Genomic DNA, 18457 nt, shown 5'->3' on the forward strand with positions numbered 1-18457 from the left:
GGCGGGAACCGCTCAGACCGGCTCATGCCAGCGGCTGTCGGTGCGCAACAGGTGCAGGTCGCGATGAAAGCGAGTGTAACCAACGCGGTCGAAGAACTCCAAAACCTGAATCGCGCGCTTCCGGCCGAGACCGCTTGCATCGCGGAACTCCGCTGCGCCAATGGCGCTGGCCGCGCTGGCCGCACCGTCGCGCGTGCGGGCATGTTCGGCCGCAAGTCGCGCGAGTTCTGCTATCGCGGATCGCGAATAGAAGAGATCGCGCACGACCTGCAACACGTCGCCGCGCCGCGCGAGCTTGCGCAGGAGGCGCCGCATGTCGTCTTCCTGTGCGCCGTGTTCGCGCGCGAGGTCGCGCACCCACGGCGGGTCGAAACGTCCGCGTTCGATCGACGCCAGCACCGCCTGCGCTAGCGATTCTTCGGCCGCATCGAGCGCCACCGCATGCGACGGCAGATGCAGCCACGGCCCGCTGCGCGCAACGGTTCCGCGCGCCACGGCGTCGTCGATCAACGCGCGCCACAGCGCATCCGATGCGAGCGGCGCGGCCATGCGGCGCAGACGCGCGGCGTCGGGGCCTTGCTCGTCGGGAAAGCGTTCGTGGAAAGCGGCGAGCGCGTCCGTGAGACGCGCGGCGAGCGCATCCCAATGCGCGGCGGCGATGAAAAGCGCGTCGTCGGGCAGAGGCACGCGGCGCAGACCGTCCGGCAGCGCGAGCGATGCCGCCGCACGGCCGCACAGATGCTCGACGAGCGAGCGCGGCAAGCCGTACGGCGACTCGTCGAAAAGCGCATCGGCGCGATGCGTGTCGAGCCAGGCGGCCAGCGCGTCGAGCCACGCGCGGCGCTGCGGCGTGCGGCGCTTGCGGGCGGGCGCGAACGGATCGAGCACGCGGCCGCCGCCTACCGTGCGGCTCGCCTGCGCATTGCGCACGATGAAGCGGTCACCCGGCAGCGCGCACACAGGTTGATCGAAGACGAGCTGCACGCGTGCCGATTGTCCCGCCGCGAACGTGTCCGCCTCCAGCAACGCGACGTGCGCCACGCGATGCGTCGTGCCCAGATGCACATGCAGCGGCGTCCAGTGCGCAAGCGTGAGCCCGGCATCGGCGAGCAGCGTGAGTTCGACGTCGAGCCGCTCCGACGCCTTCGCGATGCGCGCATCGACGATCCAGTCGCCGCGTGCGAGCGCATCTTTCTCGATGCCCGCGAGATTGAGCGCGCAACGCTCGCCCGCGTGGCCCGCCTCCGCCGGGCGATTCTGCGCGTGAATGCTGCGCACGCGCACGTCGCTCGCCGATTGGCGCGGCGCGAGCGCGAGCACGTCGCCGACGCTCACGCGCCCCGCGAACGCCGTGCCCGTCGCGATGGTGCCTTGCCCCGACAGCGTGAACACGCGATCGACCGCGAGGCGGAAGAAGCCATCGTCGCGGCGCGCGCGCCAGTGCGCGGCGGCATCGCGAAGATGCGCGTTCAGCGCGGCCACGCCGGGATCGTCGGCGGCGGTGGCGTTGGTGTCGAAGATCGGCGCGTCACGTAGCGGCGTCGGCGCGAGCAGCGTGCGGATTTGCGCGTGGACTTCGCGCACGCGGCTTTCGTCGACGCGGTCGGTCTTCGTCAACGCCACGGCACCCGTCGTCACGCCGAGCAGTTCCAGAATCGCGAGATGCTCGCGCGTCTGCGGCATCACGCCGTCGTCGGCGGCAATCACGAGGAGCGCGAAGTCGATACCGCTCGCGCCCGCCGCCATCGTGTGCACGAGCTTTTCGTGGCCCGGCACGTCGATGAAGCCGAGCATGCCGCCATCCGCGAGCGGCACATACGCATAGCCGAGTTCGATGGAAATACCGCGCGCCTTCTCTTCCTTGAGGCGGTCGGTATCCACGCCGGACAGCGCGCGCACGAGCGTGGTCTTGCCGTGATCGATATGCCCCGCTGTGCCGACGATCATGCGCCTTCGCCCCGGCCCTGGCCGTCGAGTTGCGCGATGAATGCGGCTTCATCGGCCTCTTCGAGGCAACGAAGATCGAGCCAGAGCGCGCCGTCCGCGATGCGCCCGATCACCGGCCGCGGCAACGCGCGCAGCTTGCGCTCGATGCGGTTCAGTTGCCCGCCGCCGCGCTTGCCGCTCGCGAGCCGCACGGCGAGGCCGTAGCTCGGCAGCACGTCCACCGGCAACGCGCCGCTGCCGATCTGGCTGAACATCGGCTCGGTGGTCACGGCGAACGCGTCGCCTGTCAGGCGCTGCAACGCGGGCTGAATGCGCTCGGCGGCGAGGCGCATGGCGTCGGCGGGACGCGTGAGCAGGCGCAGCGTCGTGAGGCGCGCTTGCAGCGTCTCGGGCGTGCGATACAGACGCAGCACCGCTTCGAGCGCCGCGAGCGTGAGCTTGCCGACGCGCAGCGCGCGCTTGAGCGGATGCTTCTTGATCTTCGCGATCAGATCCTTGCGACCGACGATAAGGCCGGCTTGCGGTCCGCCGAGCAGCTTGTCTCCGCTGAACGTGACGAGATCCGCGCCCGCTTCCACCGTCTCGCGCACGGTCGCTTCGCGCGGCAGGCCCCATTGCGTGAGATCGACGAGCGTGCCGCTGCCGAGATCGACGGCGACCGGCAAGCCGCGTTCATGCGCGAGCGGCGCGAGTTCCGCTGTGGTGACTTCCTTCGTGAAGCCGGTCACGGCGTAGTTGCTGCAATGGACCTTCATCAGCAGCGCGGTCTTCGCGTTGATCGCTTCGTCGTAGTCCTTCAGATGCGTGCGGTTGGTGGTGCCGACTTCGCGCAGCTTCGCGCCCGCGCGGCTCATGATGTCCGGAATGCGAAACGCGCCGCCGATCTCCACGAGTTCGCCGCGCGACACGATCACTTCTTTCCTCGGCGCGAGCGCGGACAACGTGAGCAGCACCGCGGCGGCGTTGTTGTTCACGACAGTCGCCGCTTCCGCGCCCGTCAGTTCGCAGATGAGCGCGTTGATCAGATCGTCGCGATCGCCGCGCGCGCCGGTATCCAGATCGAATTCGAGATTCGCGGGACGCGTGAGCACGTCGGCCACCGCGCGCACGGCCTCGTCAGGCAACAGCGCTCGGCCGAGGTTCGTGTGCAGCACCGTGCCCGTCAGATTGAACACGGTTCGCACGCGGCTTTGCGCGCGGCTCGCGAGCCGCAGACTCACGGCGTGGCCGAGCATGGTTTCCGTGAGCGCCTCCACGGATGCGCGGCCCGCCTGCGCGTCGGCGCGCCACGCGTCGAGCGTCGCGCGCAGGGCGGCGAGCGTCTGCGTGCGGCCATATTCGTCGATGAGCGGCTCGAACAGCGCCGATGCGAGCACGCGCTCCACCGACGGCACGCGGGCCATCAGCGCGCGCAGTTCGCTGCCGTCGCCGCCGGTTACGTCGCTCATCGTGCTTGGTCCGCTTGGCCCGCTTCGTCCGATGCGCTCTGTTCAGGCCACAGCCACGGATTCGGCGCGGGGCGTCGGAAGCCCGCATCGCCCATCAGGAGATCGAGCGTCAGGCTCGCGAGATCGTCCGCGAACGGCTCGAAGTCGTACGCTTTCTCCTGATAACCGATCTTGCGGTACGTGCCGCATTCGTCGCACGACTCCGCTTTCAGCGGCGCGTTGCGGGCGCGTTCGGCGCGGGCTTGCTCGTCTTCAGCGGTTTGCGCGGTGCTGGCTTCGGCGCCGTCCATTGCGTGATAGGCGATGCCCTTGGTCGAATCGCAATTCGAGCACTTCGCGCGCACGACGTGCCATTCCGTCGAGCACAGGCCGCACTGCACGTAGCGATAGCCTTCGTGCACGCCGCCCACGCGCACGATGCTCGCCACCGGCATCGTGCCGCAGACGGGGCACACGCCCGATGTGTCCATATACGGCACTTCCGCGCTGCCGATGCGGCTCGCGATGTCCGTCCACACCACTTGCAGCGCCGCGACGATGAACGGCGCGGCGGCGGGTTCGATCTCCGCGAAACGCAAAGCGAGAATGGCGTCGGCCTGCGCGTCGAGCGCGGCGGCGGGCATCGACCGCAGATGCGCGACGAGTTGCGCGAGCGGCGGCGTGAGCGCGCCCGCGGCCTCGATGCGATCGAGCAGCATGAAAAGCACGTCGCGCCATGCGGGATCGCGCTCGTTCGCGCCGAGCGCGGGAACGATGGGCATCGAATGCTGCTGGTTCAGCGCGATGGATTCGCGCGACGGCATCGGCGCGGTGAAGCCGGCGAGCACGTGCTGTTGCGCATCGGCGAGCGCGGCCATCAGGCGCAAATAGCCCGCGATGGGATGGCTCGCGTCCGCAAGCTGGCGCAGGCGCGCGGCGCGGGCGCTGAATACCGTGGCGCGTTCAGGCATGCGCAGCCGTGGAATGGCCGACTGATCGAGTGCTTCGATCGATGCAGCGGATTCGAGTATGCGTTGGACCACTTGAGTTCGTCCTTGGAATGCTTAGGTGCTTTGAGTGCGCGCAAAAGCGGCGCATTGAAAGGGAGAATAACAGCTTGTCGGATAGCGTTCAGACGGCGCACGTCGGGTTGGGCTGCGTCAGTCGGATCGTGCCGCGCAAAGAAGAACCGCCCGGCCTGAACGAGGCGCGAGCGGTTCGGATCACTGCCGGGCGTTTCGCGAGAAAGCCGCGACGCCTACTTCCCGATGATTTCCTTGAACCAGCGCGGATGGTGCTTGCGCGCCCATCCATACGTCACGGTTCCGCGCACCATCGCGCTGATCGATCCCTTGATCCACAGTCCCGCATAGATGTGGATGATGATCGACATGATCAGCACGAAAGCCGTCGCCGCGTGGACGACCGCCGCGAGCCGGATGACCGTGATCGGAAAGTAGAACGCGAAGTACGCGCGCCAGATCACCACGCCGGATGCGAGCAGCAACAGCAGGCTCGCCACCATCACGTAGAACACGAGCTTCTGACCGGCGTTGTACTTGCCGATCTCGGGCAGGCGGTCTTCGCGGTTGGCGAGCACGTCGTCGATCTGCTTCATCCACTGGATATCGCTCTTGTCCAGATGGTTGTGACGCCACACACGCAACGCGAGGACCATGAACGACAGGAACATCACGCAGCCGACGAACGGATGCAGGATGCGCGTCCATTGCCCGCCGCCGAAGATCGCATAGAGCCACGACATAGACGGATGAAACATTGCGAGCCCGGACAACGCGAGCAGCACGAAGCTGATCGCGGTGATCCAGTGGTTCGTGCGCTCGTTCGGCGTGTAGCGCACGATCAGGCGGTTGCCTCGCACGTCGCGCAATTCGCTATCGTGTTTCATTCGAACGCTCCCTCTTGTTGCGTGCTTCATCGGCCTCGCGCTGCGCCTCGGCTTCCTCTTCCGCGCTCACTTCGTTGGGACCGACACGCGTGTAGTGGAAGAATCCGGCGAGCGCGGCGAGCGCCATGCCCGCGACCGCGAGCGGCTTCGTCACGCCCTTCCAGACCGACACGAGCGGACTGATGCGAGGATTTTCCGCGAGCCCGTGATACAGCCCCGGCTGATCCGCGTGATGCAGCACGTACATGACGTGCGTGCCGCCCACGCCGGCCGGGTTGTACAGACCGGCGTTCTCGAAACCGCGCTCCTTCAGGTCTTCCACGCGGTCTTCCGCCTGCTGGATCATGTCGGTCTTGGTGCCGAACATGATCGCGCCGGTCGGACACGTCTTCACGCACGCCGGTTCCTGCCCGACCGCGACGCGATCGGAACAGAGCGTGCACTTGTACGCGCGGTTGTCTTCCTTCGAGATGCGCGGAATGTTGAACGGGCAGCCCGTCACGCAATAGCCGCAGCCGATGCAGTTTTCCTCGTGAAAATCCACGATGCCGTTCGTGTACTGAACGATCGCGCCCGGCGACGGACACGCCTTCAGACACCCCGGGTCCTCGCAGTGCATGCAGCCGTCCTTGCGGATCAGCCATTCGAGGTCGCCCTTCGGGTTCTCGTACTCCGTGAAGCGCATCACCGTCCACGAATGTTCGGTGAGATCGCGCGGGTTGTCGTAGACGCCGGTCGTGTGTCCCACGTCGTCGCGCAGGTCGTTCCACTCCATGCACGCCGTCTGGCAGGCCTTGCAGCCGATGCACTTCGACACGTCGATGAGCTTCGCGACGGTGCCCGTGACCGGCTCGCGGACTTGCGGCGGCGGCGTGGTGGTGGCGGAAACGCGCTTGATATCGAGCGATTGCAGAGCCATTCTCGTCTCCTTATGCCTTCTCGACCTTCACGAGGAACGACTTGAACTCCGGTGTCTGCGAGTTCCCGTCGCCCACGGAAGGCGTCAGCGTGTTGACGAGATAGCCCGGCTGCGTCAGGCCCTTGAAGCCCCAGTGCAGCGGCAGGCCGACGGTTTGCACCTTCTTGCCCTCCACGGTCAGCGGTTTGATGCGTTTGGTGACGAGCGCCACCGCGATGATGTGCCCGCGATTGCTCGACACCTTCACGCGATCGCCCGCGACGACGCCCACTTCCTTCGCCAGATCCTCGCCGATTTCCACGAACTGCTGCGGCTGCACGATCGCGTTGAGCTTCACGTGCTTGGTCCAGTAGTGGAAGTGCTCGGTCAGGCGATAGGTCGTCGCCGTATGCGGGAACTGATCGGCAGTGCCGAAGGCCGCGCGGTCGTCCGGGAACACGCGCGCCGCCGGATTGCTCGTGACGTTCTTCTCGTTCGGGAAGAACGGGTTGTAGCCGAGCGGCGTCTCGAACGGTTCGTAATGAACGGGGAACGGACCTTCGTTCATGCCGTCGCGAGCGAAGAAACGCGCCACGCCTTCCGGGTTCATGATGAACGGATTCATGCCGTTTTCCGGCGGTTCGTCCGCCTTGAAGTCCGGAATGTCCGCGCCGGTCCAGGCACGGCCGTTCCAGCCGATCAGCTTGCGCGACGGATCGAACGGCTTGCCGCTCACATCGCACGATGCGCGGTTGTACAGCACGCGGCGATTCACCGGCCACGCCCACGCCCAGTTCAGCGTCTGGCCGATGCCGGTCGGATCGCTGTTGTCGCGGCGGCCCATCTGATTGCCCGCCTGCGTCCACGCGCCGCAGTAGATCCAGCATCCGCTCGCCGTGGAACCGTCGTCGCGCAGCAAGGCGAAGCTCGAAAGCTGTTCGCCCTTCTTCGCGAGCACCTTGGTCTTGTCGGTCGGATCGGTGACGTCGGCGAGCGCGCGGCCGTTGAACTCCATCGCGAGCTCTTCGGGCGTCGGGCTTTCCGGGTCCGCGTACGGCCACGACATCTTCAGGATCGGATCGGGATACTTGCCGCCCTGCTCCTGATACGCCTTGCGAATACGCAGCCACAGCCCCGACATGATCTCGAGGTCGCTCCTCGCCTCGCCCGGCGGCTGCGCGCCCTGCCAGTGCCATTGCAGCACGCGCGACGAAGACACGAGCGAGCCGCGCTCTTCCGCGAAGCAGGTCGTCGGCAGACGGAACACTTCGGTCTGGATCTTCGACGAATCCACGTCGTTGAACTCGCCGTGGTTCTTCCAGAACTCCGACGTTTCGGTGGCGAGCGGGTCCATGATGGCGAGCCACTTCAGCTTGGACAACCCGAGGCCGATCTTCGCCTTGTTGGGCGCGGCGGCAAGCGGATTGAAGCCCTGCGCGATGTAGCCGTTCATCTTGCCCTGCGCCATCAGCTCGAAGACCTGGAGCATGTCGTAGGACTTGTCGAGCTTGGGCAGGAAGTCGAAGCCGAAGTTGTTCTCGGCGGTCGCGTTGTCGCCCCACCACGACTTCATGAAGCTCACGTGGAACGCGCGATAGTTCTTCCAGTAACTCAGCTGGTTGGGCCGCAGCGGCTGCGTCGCGCGCTTCGTGATGTATTGCTCGTAGTCCTGCTCGCCTTCCATCGGCAGGGTCATGTAACCCGGCAGAAGGTTCGACATCAGGCCGAGGTCGGTCAGCCCCTGAATGTTCGAGTGACCGCGCAGCGCGTTCATGCCGCCGCCCGCAATGCCGATGTTGCCGAGCAGAAGCTGCACCATCGCGCCGGTGCGGATCATCTGCGCGCCGACCGAGTGATGCGTCCAGCCGAGCGCATACAGAATGGTGCCCGCGCGGTTCGTCGCCGCGGTCGATGCGAGCATCTCGCAGACCTTCAGAAACTTGTCGGTCGGCGTGCCGCACACCTTCGTCACCATTTCGGGCGTGTAGGCGGCGTAGTGCTGCTTCATCAGGTTGTAGACGCAGCGCGGATGCTGCAGCGTCGGGTCGACCTTCACGAAGCCGTCTTCGCCGCGCTCGTAGTCCCAGCTCGTCTTGTCGTACTTGCGATGCTCGGCGTCATAGCCCGAGAACGTGCCGTCCTTGAACGCGAAGTCTTCGCGCACGATGAACGACATGTCCGTGTAGTTCTTCACGTACTCGTGCTGGATCTTGTCGTGCGTCAACAGATAGTTGATGACGCCGCCAAGGAACGCGATGTCCGTGCCGGTGCGAATCGGCGCGTAGAAATCCGCGACCGATGCCGTGCGCGTGAAGCGCGGATCGACCACGATCAGCCGCGCCTTTCTGTGCGCCTTCGCCTCGGTCACCCATTTGAAACCGCACGGGTGCGCCTCGGCCGAATTGCCGCCCATCACCAGAATTACGTCCGCGTTCTTGATGTCGACCCAATGGTTCGTCATCGCTCCACGGCCAAACGTCGGGGCAAGACCTGCCACCGTCGGGCCATGTCAGACACGCGCCTGATTGTCGAATGCGAGCATGCCAAGACTGCGGATCGTCTTGTGCGTCAGATAGCCGACTTCGTTGCTGCCCGCCGACGCGGCGAGCATGCCCGTCGTGAGCCAGCGGTTGACCTTCTTGCCGTCCGCCGTCGTTTCGACGAAGTTCGCGTCGCGGTCTTCCTTCATCAGCTTCGCGATGCGGTCGAGCGCGTCGTCCCACGAGATGCGCTTCCATTCCGACGAACCGGGCGCGCGATACTCGGGATACATCAGCCGGCTCGGGCTATGGATGAAGTCGATGAGCGATGCGCCCTTCGGGCACAGCGTGCCGCGATTGACCGGATGGTCGGGATCGCCTTCGATATGGATGATGCTGGCCTTGGCGTTCTTGGCGTTGTCGCCGAGACCGTACATCAGGATGCCGCACCCGACCGAGCAGTACGGACAGGTGTTGCGCGTTTCAGTGGTGCGCGACAGTTTGTATTGTCGGACTTCGGCGAGTGCGGGTGCCGGAGAGAAGCCCAGTGCAGCCAGGCTCGATCCGGCGAGCGTGCTCGCGGAAACCTTGAGGAACTGTCGCCGTGACATTTGAAGCATGATGTCCTCGGCGCGTCGTGAAGTGGGGTGCTCTAAAAGTATAGAAGCGCGCGTTCGGCTTGGGTCCTGCCGTCGCACGCAGCGTCGATTTCTCGATCCGCCGACGCTGCAGCCGTCCTGGCTGGCGCGCGGTCTGGCGGTTGCGCCGCGCGAAACGAACGAGCGTCCCGTCGCGGCAGGCGCGATCATAGCAATGTTCTTATTGATGCGCTTCGCCCGTTCGCGCCTGTCTTGGAACGGAACCTGCTCGATCGGTTGCAATTACCGCCCGCGGGCCTGCGCAACGCGCCCAAAGCCCGCGCCGCCACCGTTCGATCGAACCGAGAGATTCGTCATGAGCTCCGTTTCCACGCAAAAAATAGGTTCCGCAGTAAAAAAAGATGCGTCGTGGGCGCTGGGCGCGCTCAAGCAATTCTCCGAAGACCGCTGCGCCGCGATGGCCGCGAGCATCGCGTTCTATTCCGCGTTCTCGCTCGCGCCGACGCTCGTCATGGTGATCGCGGTGGCCGGCTGGGTGTTCGGCCCGGAAGCGGCGCGCGGCCAGCTCTTCCATCAGGTCAACGGGCTGATCGGTGATCAGGCGGCGGCGGGCGTGCAGAGCATCGTGGAGAACGCGCATCGCAGCGGCGGAACGGGGATCGCCGCGATCATCTCCTTCGTGCTGCTGGCCGTGGGCGCGTCGGCGACGTTCTCGTCGCTCAACACGGCGCTCAATATCGTCTGGCCGCTCACCGGCGAGCAGCGTTCCAGCGTGCTCGCGATGGTGCGCGTGCGGCTCGTGTCGTTCGGGCTCGTGCTGGGCGTCGCGTTCCTGCTCATCGTCTCGCTCGTGCTCGACACCGCGATTCAGGCGGTCGGCCTGTGGCTGTGGGGCGACTCGCCGTTCGTCGTCATCGGCGATGTCGTGCAACTGGTGGTCGGGCTCGCGATTCTCTCGGTCGCGTTCGGCGCGCTCCTCAAGTTTCTGCCCGATGCGCCGGTTCAATGGCGGGATGCGCTCGTCGGCGGCGTCGTGGCGGCTATCTTCTTTTCCGTCGGGAAGAAGCTGTTCGCCTTCTATCTGACGCACGCGGGCACCGCGAGCGCGTTCGGCGCGGCCGGATCGCTCGCGGTCCTGCTCATGTGGCTGTACTTCTCGGCGGCAGTACTTCTGCTGGGCGCCGAGTTTTCGGCGGCGCGCGCGCGCCTGCACGATCCGCGCGGCGCGTGGGGCGTGCAGGACGGCAGCGTGCCGCCGGGAAGCCGCGCCAAGATTGGTTCGATGCTCGCGGCGTCCACGCGCGTCGACATGGCGGCGGACGTCGAGCCGCTCGCGCCGACGACGCTCGACGTTCGACGCGCGCGCCCGCAAGCCGCGCGGATTCCGAACGGCGGCCGCACGCGCCAGGCCGCGCTCGCGCTCAAGCGAGCGATTGACCTTTCCCGCAAGGTGGCGCGCGCCGAATCGACGGCCACGCGCGCCACCGCCGTGGCGATGGTCGGCGCGGGGCGCAAGGCGTCGCAGGCGAACGCCGCCGTGAAGCGCCACCCGTGGCGCGCGGTGCTCGTCGCGGCGACGGCGGGCGTGGCAGTCGCGCTGCTCTCACGGCGCGACGGCAGCGGTCCTTCCGGCGACGTTTGAACGACCGGCCGCGGCTGCTTGTGCCAATAGAAAATCGGGTTTGTTATCCGCTTCGGCATTAATCGTAATAAGTCCGCGAGTTTCACTTCGCGCGTCAAAGACGGCCCGGAACTTTTGCGGCGGGACTTTGTCGTGTCTCAGTTTTCAAAGAAGAAAGCCGTAAACCGTGTATGGGCGGGCGTTTTGCGGCACTGTGTCTTTTTGGAGACAGTCCATTTTTTTTCGTTTCTAACGTAACGAAACGTTGCGTTATTCTCTGCGCCGGTAACAACGATTTTAATCATTCGCGTGGAGAATTCGATGAAACGATTCACACTGACGTCCCTCTCGCTGGCCCTGCTCGGCGCAGCTGGCGCGGCACAGGCACAAACGAGCGTGACGCTGTATGGCGTGATCGATACGGGCTTGGCCTATGTCAGCCATGCCAACTCGGCAGGCGACCACCTCTTCGGCATGGTCAACGGCACGCTGTCCGGCCCGCGTTGGGGCTTGAAGGGTCAGGAAGACCTCGGCGGCGGCCTGAAGGCACTGTTCCAGTTGGAAAGCGGCTTCGATCCGGGTACGGGTCGTCTGAACCAGGGTGGGCGCGAGTTCGGTCGTCAGGCATTCGTCGGTTTGAGCGGCAACCAGTGGGGTACGGTCACGCTGGGTCGTCAATATGACCCGTCGGTCGACATGGTCCAGGGCCTCACGGCTGACAACTACTGGGGCGCAGCGTTCGCCACGCCGGGCGACGTCGACAACTACGACAATAGCCTGCGCGTCAGCAACGCAGTCAAGTACGTTTCGCCGGTTTTCTCGGGCTTCCAGTTCGAAGGCATCTACGGCTTCAGCAACCTGGCGGGCGCGACCGGCCAGGGCCAGACGTGGGGCGGCGCGGTCACGTATAACAACGGTCCGGTCGGCCTGGCAGGCAGCTACCTGTACGTGAACAACCCGACGACCGGCCGCGCGCCTCTGACGGGAACGAACACCGGCTGGAACAGCCCGTCGTCGGATTCGCTGTTCAACTCGGTGATCAACAGCGGCTACTCGACGGCTCATGCAATCGGCATCGCGCGCGGCGCAGGCCAGTACGTGTTCGGTCCGTTCACGGTCGGCGCGTCGTACAGCTTCGCGCAGTACAAGAACGACGGCAGCTCGCTGTTCCAGGAGCAAGAGAAGTTCAACGTCGGCAACGGCTACGTGAACTTCCAGCTGACGCCGGCCATGCTGCTGGGCCTCGGCTACACGTACACGCATGCAAGCGGCGACACGTCGGCGACGTACCACCAGGCTTCGATCGGTGCGGATTACTCGCTGTCGAAGCGCACGGATGTCTACGCTGTCGGCGCGTACCAGCACGCAAGCGGCACGCAACGCGTGAACAACGCGGACGGCACGCAGTCGCGGGTGAACGCAACGGCTTCGATCAGCGACTTCGGCTTCGACAGCGGCCGCAGCCACCAGGAACTGGTCCTGATCGGCCTGCGCCACAAGTTCTAAGAACAACCGATCGGCGTGGCACGCAAGTGCTGCGTCAGCGGACAAGCGGTATCTCGAACAGCCATCGGTTCTCCGATGGCTGTTTTTTTATGCGCGTTCGATACCGCTGCTACGGAGTCCATTGAATGATCGCCTTTCTCCGCCGGATCGCTCTCGCTTCGCTGCTGGCGAGCGGCCTCGCGCGTGCTTTCGCGGACGAGCCGCCCGCCTTGCCGATGATCGTCGCGCATCGCGCCGGCACGGCCGACTTCCCGGAGAACACGCTGCTTGCCATCGCGGGCGCGCTGGCTCATCGCGCGGATGCCATCTGGCTTTCGGTACAGATCACGCGTGACGGCGTGCCGGTGCTGTATCGCCCGGCGGATTTGTCCGCGAATACCGACGGCAAAGGCGCCGTCGCGAGCCTGAACCTCACCGCGCTGCAACGCCTGAACGCAGGCTGGAACTTCGCTCACGCCGATGCGCGCGGCGCCAGGACGTATCCGTATCGCGCGCATCCGCTGGGCATTCCGACGCTCGAAGACGCGCTCTCCGCGATTCCGGCGTCCGTGCCCGTGATGCTCGACATGAAGGGGCTGCCCGCCGAGCCGCAGGCAGCGGCCGTCGCCCGCGTGCTCGATCGCGCGAATGCGTGGCCGCGCGTGCTGATCTATTCCACCGACGCGGCCTATCAGACGGCGTTCGCCGCCTACCCGCAGGCGCGGCTCTTCGAATCGCGCGATGCGACGCGTGGGCGGCTCGCGGGCGTCGCGTTGGGGCAAACGTGCGCCGCCCCGCCGCAGCCCGGCACATGGGCTGCATTCGAGTGGAAAAGGCAGATGGAACTGGTCGAGACCTTCACGCTCGGCGAAGCGCGCTCGCCGGTGGAAGCGAAGCTGTGGACGCGCGAGTCGCTCGCGTGCTTCCGGGCGCGGGGCGAGGTGCATGTGCTCGCCATCGGCATCGACAACGCCGAGGATTATCGCGCGGCCGCGTGTCTCGGCGTCGACGCCGTGCTGGCGGATTCACCGCGCAAAATGCAGGCGATCAAGGCGAGCCTCGCGATGCCGCTGCAATGCGCAGCAGACGCCCGCTGAAGACTCACTGCTGCGGCAGGTTTCCTCCGCCCTCGACGTCCTGCGCGAGCGTCTGCGCAGGCGCATCGGGACCGGCAGGCAGATCGCCGATCACGAGCCGCGGCACCATGTTGTCCGCTTCCCGCCGGCGCAGCGGCACGTCGGCCAGATCGGTCCACGTCGGGTTCGGAATCTCGCCGAAAAGCTGCCGCAGCCGCTCGCCCCACGTGCGGTTGATCATCTGGTAGTACGCGCTGTTGTTGTCCAGCGTGGCGAAGCGCGTGACGCGCAGCGCGTCCTTTTCGTACACCAGCAAATCGAGCGGCAGACCGACCGAAAGATTCGAGCGCAGCGTCGAATCCATCGAAATGAGCGCGCATTTGGCGGCCTCGTCGAGCGGCGAGGTCGGCGTGATCACGCGGTCGATGATCGGCTTGCCGTACTTCGATTCGCCGATCTGAAAATACGGCGACACGCGCGTCGATTCGATGAAATTGCCGGCCGCGTACACCATGAAAAGGCGCGGCCCCTGCCCGTGAATCTGGCCGCCGAGAATGAAGCTGCAATTGAAGTCGACGCTGAATTCTGCGAGCGACAGCGCATCGCGCCGATGCACTTCGCGCACCGCATCGCCGACGATGCGCGCGGCTTCCGCCATCGTGGTGCAGCTATAGAGCGTCGGCGCGTGATGGTCGGCGGGCTCGGCGAGCAACTGCGTCACCGCTTGCGTGAGCGCCAGGTTGCCGGCCGCGAGCAACACGATCACGCGCTCGCCCGGCTGCTCGAAAACAGCCATCTTGCGAGCGGCGCTGACGTGGTCCACGCCAGCGTTGGTGCGCGTGTCGGACAAGAACACGAGACCCTCGTCCACGCACATGCCCACGCAGTAAGTCATGTCGAAATTTCCGAAAACAAAAAACCAAACCACTATTGTACTGATCTGTCTGCGCATCGCATGGCGCATGCGCGTTTTTGCTTAACGGCAACGGTGCGCCGTTGCTTGAGCGTGAATGCGGATGCGCGTTTCGCGATAGACTCGGCGCACTGCGCCTCCTTTCGTTCCCGTTGCCTTCATGCAAGAAGATTCCCTCGCCGATGCCCTCGTAGCCGGGCTTGCGCGTCCCATCGTGTTCGTCGATCTCGAAACCACCGGCAGCGATGCCACCGCGGACCGCATCACCGAAATCGGCGTCGTGGAGGCGAGCACGGCTGGCATCGAGCGATGGAGCGTGCTCGTCGATCCGGGCGTGCCGGTGCCGCCGTTCATCTCGCGCCTCACGGGTATCGACGACGCGATGTTGCGCGGCCAGCCGACGTTCGAATCGCTCGCGCCGGCGCTGGCCGAGCGGCTGCACGGCAAGCTCTTCGTCGCGCACAACGCGCGCTTCGATTACGGCTTCCTGAAGAACGAATTCCGTCGCGCGGGCATCGCGTTTCGCGCCGATACGCTCTGCACCGTGCGGCTGTCGCGCGCGCTCTTTCCATCGGTCGAGCGGCATGGTCTCGATGCGCTCATCGCGCGGCTCGATCTCGCGCCGCAAGGACGCCACCGCGCGCTCGCCGATGCCGACTTGCTCTGGCAGTTCTGGCTGAAGATTCACGCGCTCTATTCGCAAGACCTCGTCGATGCGGCCATCAAGACGCTGGTGAAGCACGCGAGTCTGCCCGCGGCTCTGCCCGAAGGCGCGCTCGATGCGCTGCCTTCCACGCCCGGCGTCTATCTCTTTCACGGCGACGACGACGTGACGCTCTACGTCGGCAAGAGCATCAATCTGAAGCAGCGCGTGACGGCGCATTTCTCGGGCGATCATCGGCTCGCGAAGGACTTGTCCATCTCGCAGGCGATACGGCGTATCGAACATCGCGCGACCGTCGGCGAACTCGGCGCGCTGCTGCTCGAAGCGAAGCTCGTGAAAGACTTGCGGCCCATTCACAATCGCCTGCTCAAGCGCGTGTCGCCAGCCTGTGCGTGGCAATGGCTGCCGGGCGCGCCCGCGCCCGTGCTGCTGCGCGCCGACAAACGCGATCTCTCGCGCGAGCCGCATCTCTTCGGCGTGTTCGCGTCGCGCGGCAAGGCGCATGCGTTCATGCGCCATCTCGCCGACGAACACAATCTCTGCGCGACGACCCTCGGTCTGGAAAAAGCGCCGCCCGGACGAATGCGCGGCTGCTTCGGCTTTCAGGTGAAGCGCTGCCTCGGCGCGTGCGCGGGCGTCGAATCGCTCGCGGATCATGCGGCGCGCGCGCTCGTCGCACTCGAAGCGTCGCGCATCGTGCGCTGGCCTCACGATGGCCCCGTCGCGATTGCGGAGCGCGATGCACAGACCGCGAGCGAAGCGTGGCACGTGATCGATCGCTGGTGCTATGTGGGCACGTGCGCGTCGCGGGACGAAATCCCCGCGCTACTCGCGAGCGCGCCCGAGCTTCGCCCGTTCGATGCCGACGTGTACAGCCTGATCGCGAAACGCCTCGCATCGGGACAACTCGAATGGATCGCGTGCGACGCGCGTCCCGCATTCAGCCTCGTCATGCAGCAAGCACTGGCGTTGCCGGCCGTATCGCATGACAAGCCCACCGCGCCGCGCCGCCGCGCCGTCACTGCGCCGAAGGGCAGCGCGGGGCAACTCGCACTCTCTGTCTAGGCGACGCCGCCGTTCGCGCGCAGCACTTGCCCGTTGACCCAGCCCGCATCCTCGCCGACGAGAAACGCCACGACCGACGCGATATCGTCCGGCTGACCGAGACGTTCCAGCGGCGGCATCTTCGCGAAGTTCGCAATCTGCTCGTCGGTCTTGCCGTCGAGAAAGAGCGCAGTGGCAACCGGTCCCGGCGCGACCGCGTTCACCGTAATGTTCCGCCCGCGCAACTCCTTCGCGAAGACATGCGTGAATGCTTCGACGGCCGCTTTCGTCGCGTTATAGACGGCGTAGCCCGGCATGTTGAGCGCGAGCGTCGTGCTCGAAAAGTTCACGATGCGTCCGCCGTCGTTCATGCGCGACGCCGCTTCGCGCAGCGTATTGAAGGTGCCGCGCACGTTGATGTCGAACGTGTGGTCGTAGAGCGCGTCGCTCGTATGGGCGAGCGGCGTCGGCTTCAGCACGCCCGCGTTGTTGATGAGCGCATCGACCTTGCCGAGTTCGGCTTCCACCGTATCGAACATACGCCGCACGTCATCGGCCGATGCAACGTTGGCCTTCACCGCGATGGCCGCGCCGCCCGCCGCGCGCAATTCATCGACGAGCGCATTCGCTTCCGTCGCACTCGATGCATAGTTCACCGCGACTGCGTACTGCTCGCGCGCTAGACTTCGCGCAATCGCCGCGCCGATGCCACGCGACGCACCCGTGACGATGACCACACGTTTTGCTTGTGCCTGACTCATGACTCGCTCCTGGAAAGTGGCTGCTGGATGCGATGCATGATGAATCATTCGGCATGAGCGATCATCGGGCGCGGCTTAGTATCATCATTCCAGTTGCTTCAACAATTCAACGCAGAACAAAAAGGCCCGGAAACATGGATCGCTTTCAGGAGATGCAGGTGTTCGTGCGCATTGCGGAGCGCCACAGCTTCACGCAAGCCGCCGACGATTTGCAGATGCCGCGCGCCACCGTCACGAATCTGATGAAGCGTCTCGAAGAACGCCTCGGCGCGCGTCTGCTCGAACGCACGACGCGCACCGTGCGCCTGACGCCCGATGGCGAAGCGCATTACCGGCGCTGCGTGCGCCTCATACAGGATCTGGAAGAAGCGGAAGGTTCCTTTCGGCACGCAGAACCGAAGGGCCTGTTGCGCGTGAATCTGCAAGGCACGCTCGCGCGACGCTTTATCGTGCCGGCGCTGCCCGCGTTTCTCGAACGCCATGCGCAGATCGAACTGCATGTCGGCGAAGACGACCGGCTGGTTGATCTCGTGCGCGAAGGCGTCGATTGCGTGCTGCGCGCGGGCACGCTGCAGGATTCGTCGATGATCGCGCGACGCGTCGCGCTGCTCGAACAAGTGACGGTGGCGAGTCCGGCGTACCTCGCGCGACACGGCGCGCCGGATGACTTGCGCGCGCTCGAATCGCATCGCGCGGTCAACTACATATCGAGCGCGACGGGGCGCGCCGTGCCGCTGGAATTCGATGTCGACGGGACCATTGAATCCGTCGAGCTGCAATCCGCTATCTCCGTGACGGGCGTCGAACTCTACACGCAGGCGGCGCTCGCGGGCCTCGGGATCGTGCAAGTGCCGCGCTATCACATCGACGATGCGCTCGCGGACGGTCGCCTGCAACGCGTGCTGCCTACGTTTCCGCCACCGCCGATGCCGGTGTCGCTGCTCTATCCGCACAGCCGTCAATTGTCGGCGCGCGTCAGGGTTTTCGTGGATTGGGTGGCGTCCGTCTTCGACGAAGCCAACCCACGCGAGAGCTAACGCCGCGCAATGCAAAAGAGGCCAGCTTTCCGCGAGGAAAGCTGGCCTCTTCAGGCACCGACGGATACGTCGAGCGCGATAGCAGAGCTTACGCTGCTGCGTCCTTCAGCTTCTTCAGCGCACGTGCCTTGATGCGCACGCTTGCGGGCTTGGCCGGGAACCAGCGCTCTTCGCCGGTGAACGGGTCTTTGCCGAAGCGCTTCTTCTTCGCCGGCACGGCTTGAGCGGAAATCTTCAACAGGCCCGACAGCGTGAATTCGCCCGAACCCTTCTTGTGAACGGAACCGAGAATGGTGTCTTCCAGCGCGACCAGCACGGCCTTGACTGCCTTCACATCCACTTCGGCGCGGTCTGCCAGATGCGCGGCCAGCGATGCCTTCGTGAACGTGTCCTTGACCGGTGCGAAGGTGCCCGGCGTCTTCTTGGCGGCAACCGTCTTGCTGGCTACTTTCTTCGCGGCAACCTTCGTGGCTGCTTTCTTGGCCGGTGCGGCGGTCTTTGCCGTGGCCTTCTTGGCCGTGGCTTTCTTAGCAGCGGTTTTAGCGGAAGTCGGCATGTTTCTCCTACCTGTTTGGTCGTTGATATCGAATACGTCC

At 65.4% G+C, this 18457-nt stretch carries 14 protein-coding genes; 5 read left to right on the forward strand and 9 right to left on the reverse strand.

What is annotated here, in order from left to right; all coding sequences use genetic code 11:
- Window positions 1-12: 12 nt before the first annotated feature.
- The 6 genes from selB to fdnG form a co-directional block, all read right to left on the reverse strand.
- Window positions 13-1947, reverse strand: a complete 1935-nt coding sequence (gene selB / locus NCR35_RS18240; RefSeq protein ID WP_250535532.1) for a selenocysteine-specific translation elongation factor — start codon at window positions 1945-1947, stop codon at window positions 13-15.
- On the reverse strand, window positions 1944-3395 hold the full coding sequence (gene selA, locus NCR35_RS18245) for an L-seryl-tRNA(Sec) selenium transferase (protein WP_250535533.1): 1452 nt from the start codon (window positions 3393-3395) through the stop codon (window positions 1944-1946). Before selA ends, selB begins: the two co-directional genes overlap by 4 nt.
- The gene (gene fdhE, locus NCR35_RS18250; RefSeq protein WP_250535534.1) at window positions 3392-4417 is read right to left on the reverse strand and encodes a formate dehydrogenase accessory protein FdhE; all 1026 of its coding nucleotides are present in this window, start codon (window positions 4415-4417) and stop codon (window positions 3392-3394) included. Before fdhE ends, selA begins: the two co-directional genes overlap by 4 nt.
- A 215-nt stretch (window positions 4418-4632) precedes the next feature.
- Window positions 4633-5283, reverse strand: coding sequence for a formate dehydrogenase subunit gamma (locus NCR35_RS18255; protein WP_250535535.1), 651 nt, complete (start codon window positions 5281-5283; stop codon window positions 4633-4635).
- On the reverse strand, window positions 5270-6202 hold the full coding sequence (gene fdxH / locus NCR35_RS18260) for a formate dehydrogenase subunit beta (RefSeq protein WP_250535536.1): 933 nt from the start codon (window positions 6200-6202) through the stop codon (window positions 5270-5272). The genes NCR35_RS18255 and fdxH overlap by 14 nt, the downstream gene beginning before the upstream one ends.
- Before the next feature lie 10 nt (window positions 6203-6212).
- Window positions 6213-9281, reverse strand: a complete 3069-nt coding sequence (gene fdnG, locus NCR35_RS18265) for a formate dehydrogenase-N subunit alpha (RefSeq protein WP_250535537.1) — start codon at window positions 9279-9281, stop codon at window positions 6213-6215.
- A 334-nt stretch (window positions 9282-9615) separates the two neighbouring features.
- Here fdnG and NCR35_RS18270 point away from each other — a divergent pair, with 334 nt between their 5' ends.
- The 3 genes from NCR35_RS18270 to NCR35_RS18280 all read left to right on the forward strand — a co-directional run bounded on the left by NCR35_RS18270 (window position 9616) and on the right by NCR35_RS18280 (window position 13463).
- Entirely contained in the window at window positions 9616-10902 is a 1287-nt protein-coding gene (locus NCR35_RS18270) for a YihY/virulence factor BrkB family protein (RefSeq protein WP_250535538.1), read from the forward strand.
- Between the two features lie 300 nt (window positions 10903-11202).
- A complete protein-coding gene (locus NCR35_RS18275; RefSeq protein WP_250535539.1) occupies window positions 11203-12387 on the forward strand; it encodes a porin in 1185 nt (394 codons plus the stop codon).
- A 125-nt stretch (window positions 12388-12512) separates the two neighbouring features.
- The gene (locus NCR35_RS18280; RefSeq protein ID WP_250535540.1) at window positions 12513-13463 is read left to right on the forward strand and encodes a glycerophosphodiester phosphodiesterase family protein; all 951 of its coding nucleotides are present in this window, start codon (window positions 12513-12515) and stop codon (window positions 13461-13463) included.
- A gap of 4 nt (window positions 13464-13467) precedes the next feature.
- Here the strand turns inward: NCR35_RS18280 and NCR35_RS18285 are convergent, their stop codons facing one another.
- Window positions 13468-14337, reverse strand: coding sequence for a proteasome-type protease (locus tag NCR35_RS18285; RefSeq protein ID WP_244849532.1), 870 nt, complete (start codon window positions 14335-14337; stop codon window positions 13468-13470).
- A 178-nt stretch (window positions 14338-14515) separates the two neighbouring features.
- Between NCR35_RS18285 and NCR35_RS18290 the strand changes: the two genes are divergently transcribed.
- Window positions 14516-16084, forward strand: a complete 1569-nt coding sequence (locus NCR35_RS18290; RefSeq protein ID WP_250535541.1) for a 3'-5' exonuclease family protein — start codon at window positions 14516-14518, stop codon at window positions 16082-16084.
- Here NCR35_RS18290 and NCR35_RS18295 read toward each other — a convergent pair.
- Entirely contained in the window at window positions 16081-16824 is a 744-nt protein-coding gene (locus NCR35_RS18295) for an SDR family oxidoreductase (RefSeq protein ID WP_250535542.1), read from the reverse strand. The two genes, NCR35_RS18290 and NCR35_RS18295, sit on opposite strands and share 4 nt — an antisense overlap.
- 134 nt (window positions 16825-16958) lie before the next feature.
- Between NCR35_RS18295 and NCR35_RS18300 the strand changes: the two genes are divergently transcribed.
- Complete coding sequence (locus NCR35_RS18300) at window positions 16959-17861, forward strand: LysR family transcriptional regulator (protein ID WP_250535543.1); 903 nt, start codon at window positions 16959-16961, stop codon at window positions 17859-17861.
- Between the two features lie 88 nt (window positions 17862-17949).
- On the opposite strand, the gene NCR35_RS18305 is transcribed toward NCR35_RS18300, so the two are convergent.
- Window positions 17950-18417: an HU family DNA-binding protein gene (locus NCR35_RS18305; protein WP_244849536.1), complete on the reverse strand. Its 468-nt coding sequence runs from the start codon at window positions 18415-18417 to the stop codon at window positions 17950-17952.
- Window positions 18418-18457 lie beyond the last annotated feature (40 nt).

The organism is Caballeronia sp. AZ10_KS36, from assembly GCF_023631105.1.
GTDB lineage: Bacteria > Pseudomonadota > Gammaproteobacteria > Burkholderiales > Burkholderiaceae > Caballeronia.

Excerpts from the sequence above, each read along its gene's own strand:
- NCR35_RS18285 (WP_244849532.1), bottom strand. The coding sequence starts at position 14,337 with ATGACTTACTGCGTGGGCATGTGCGTGGACGAGGGTCTCGTGTTCTTG.
- NCR35_RS18295 (WP_250535542.1), bottom strand. The coding sequence starts at position 16,824 with ATGAGTCAGGCACAAGCAAAACGTGTGGTCATCGTCACGGGTGCGTCG.
- NCR35_RS18290 (WP_250535541.1), top strand. The coding sequence starts at position 14,516 with ATGCAAGAAGATTCCCTCGCCGATGCCCTCGTAGCCGGGCTTGCGCGT.
- selA (WP_250535533.1), bottom strand. The coding sequence starts at position 3,395 with ATGAGCGACGTAACCGGCGGCGACGGCAGCGAACTGCGCGCGCTGATG.
- selB (WP_250535532.1), bottom strand. The coding sequence starts at position 1,947 with ATGATCGTCGGCACAGCGGGGCATATCGATCACGGCAAGACCACGCTC.
- NCR35_RS18300 (WP_250535543.1), top strand. The coding sequence starts at position 16,959 with ATGGATCGCTTTCAGGAGATGCAGGTGTTCGTGCGCATTGCGGAGCGC.
- NCR35_RS18275 (WP_250535539.1), top strand. The coding sequence starts at position 11,203 with ATGAAACGATTCACACTGACGTCCCTCTCGCTGGCCCTGCTCGGCGCA.
- NCR35_RS18270 (WP_250535538.1), top strand. The coding sequence starts at position 9,616 with ATGAGCTCCGTTTCCACGCAAAAAATAGGTTCCGCAGTAAAAAAAGAT.
- fdxH (WP_250535536.1), bottom strand. The coding sequence starts at position 6,202 with ATGGCTCTGCAATCGCTCGATATCAAGCGCGTTTCCGCCACCACCACG.
- NCR35_RS18255 (WP_250535535.1), bottom strand. The coding sequence starts at position 5,283 with ATGAAACACGATAGCGAATTGCGCGACGTGCGAGGCAACCGCCTGATC.
- NCR35_RS18280 (WP_250535540.1), top strand. The coding sequence starts at position 12,513 with ATGATCGCCTTTCTCCGCCGGATCGCTCTCGCTTCGCTGCTGGCGAGC.
- NCR35_RS18305 (WP_244849536.1), bottom strand. The coding sequence starts at position 18,417 with ATGCCGACTTCCGCTAAAACCGCTGCTAAGAAAGCCACGGCCAAGAAG.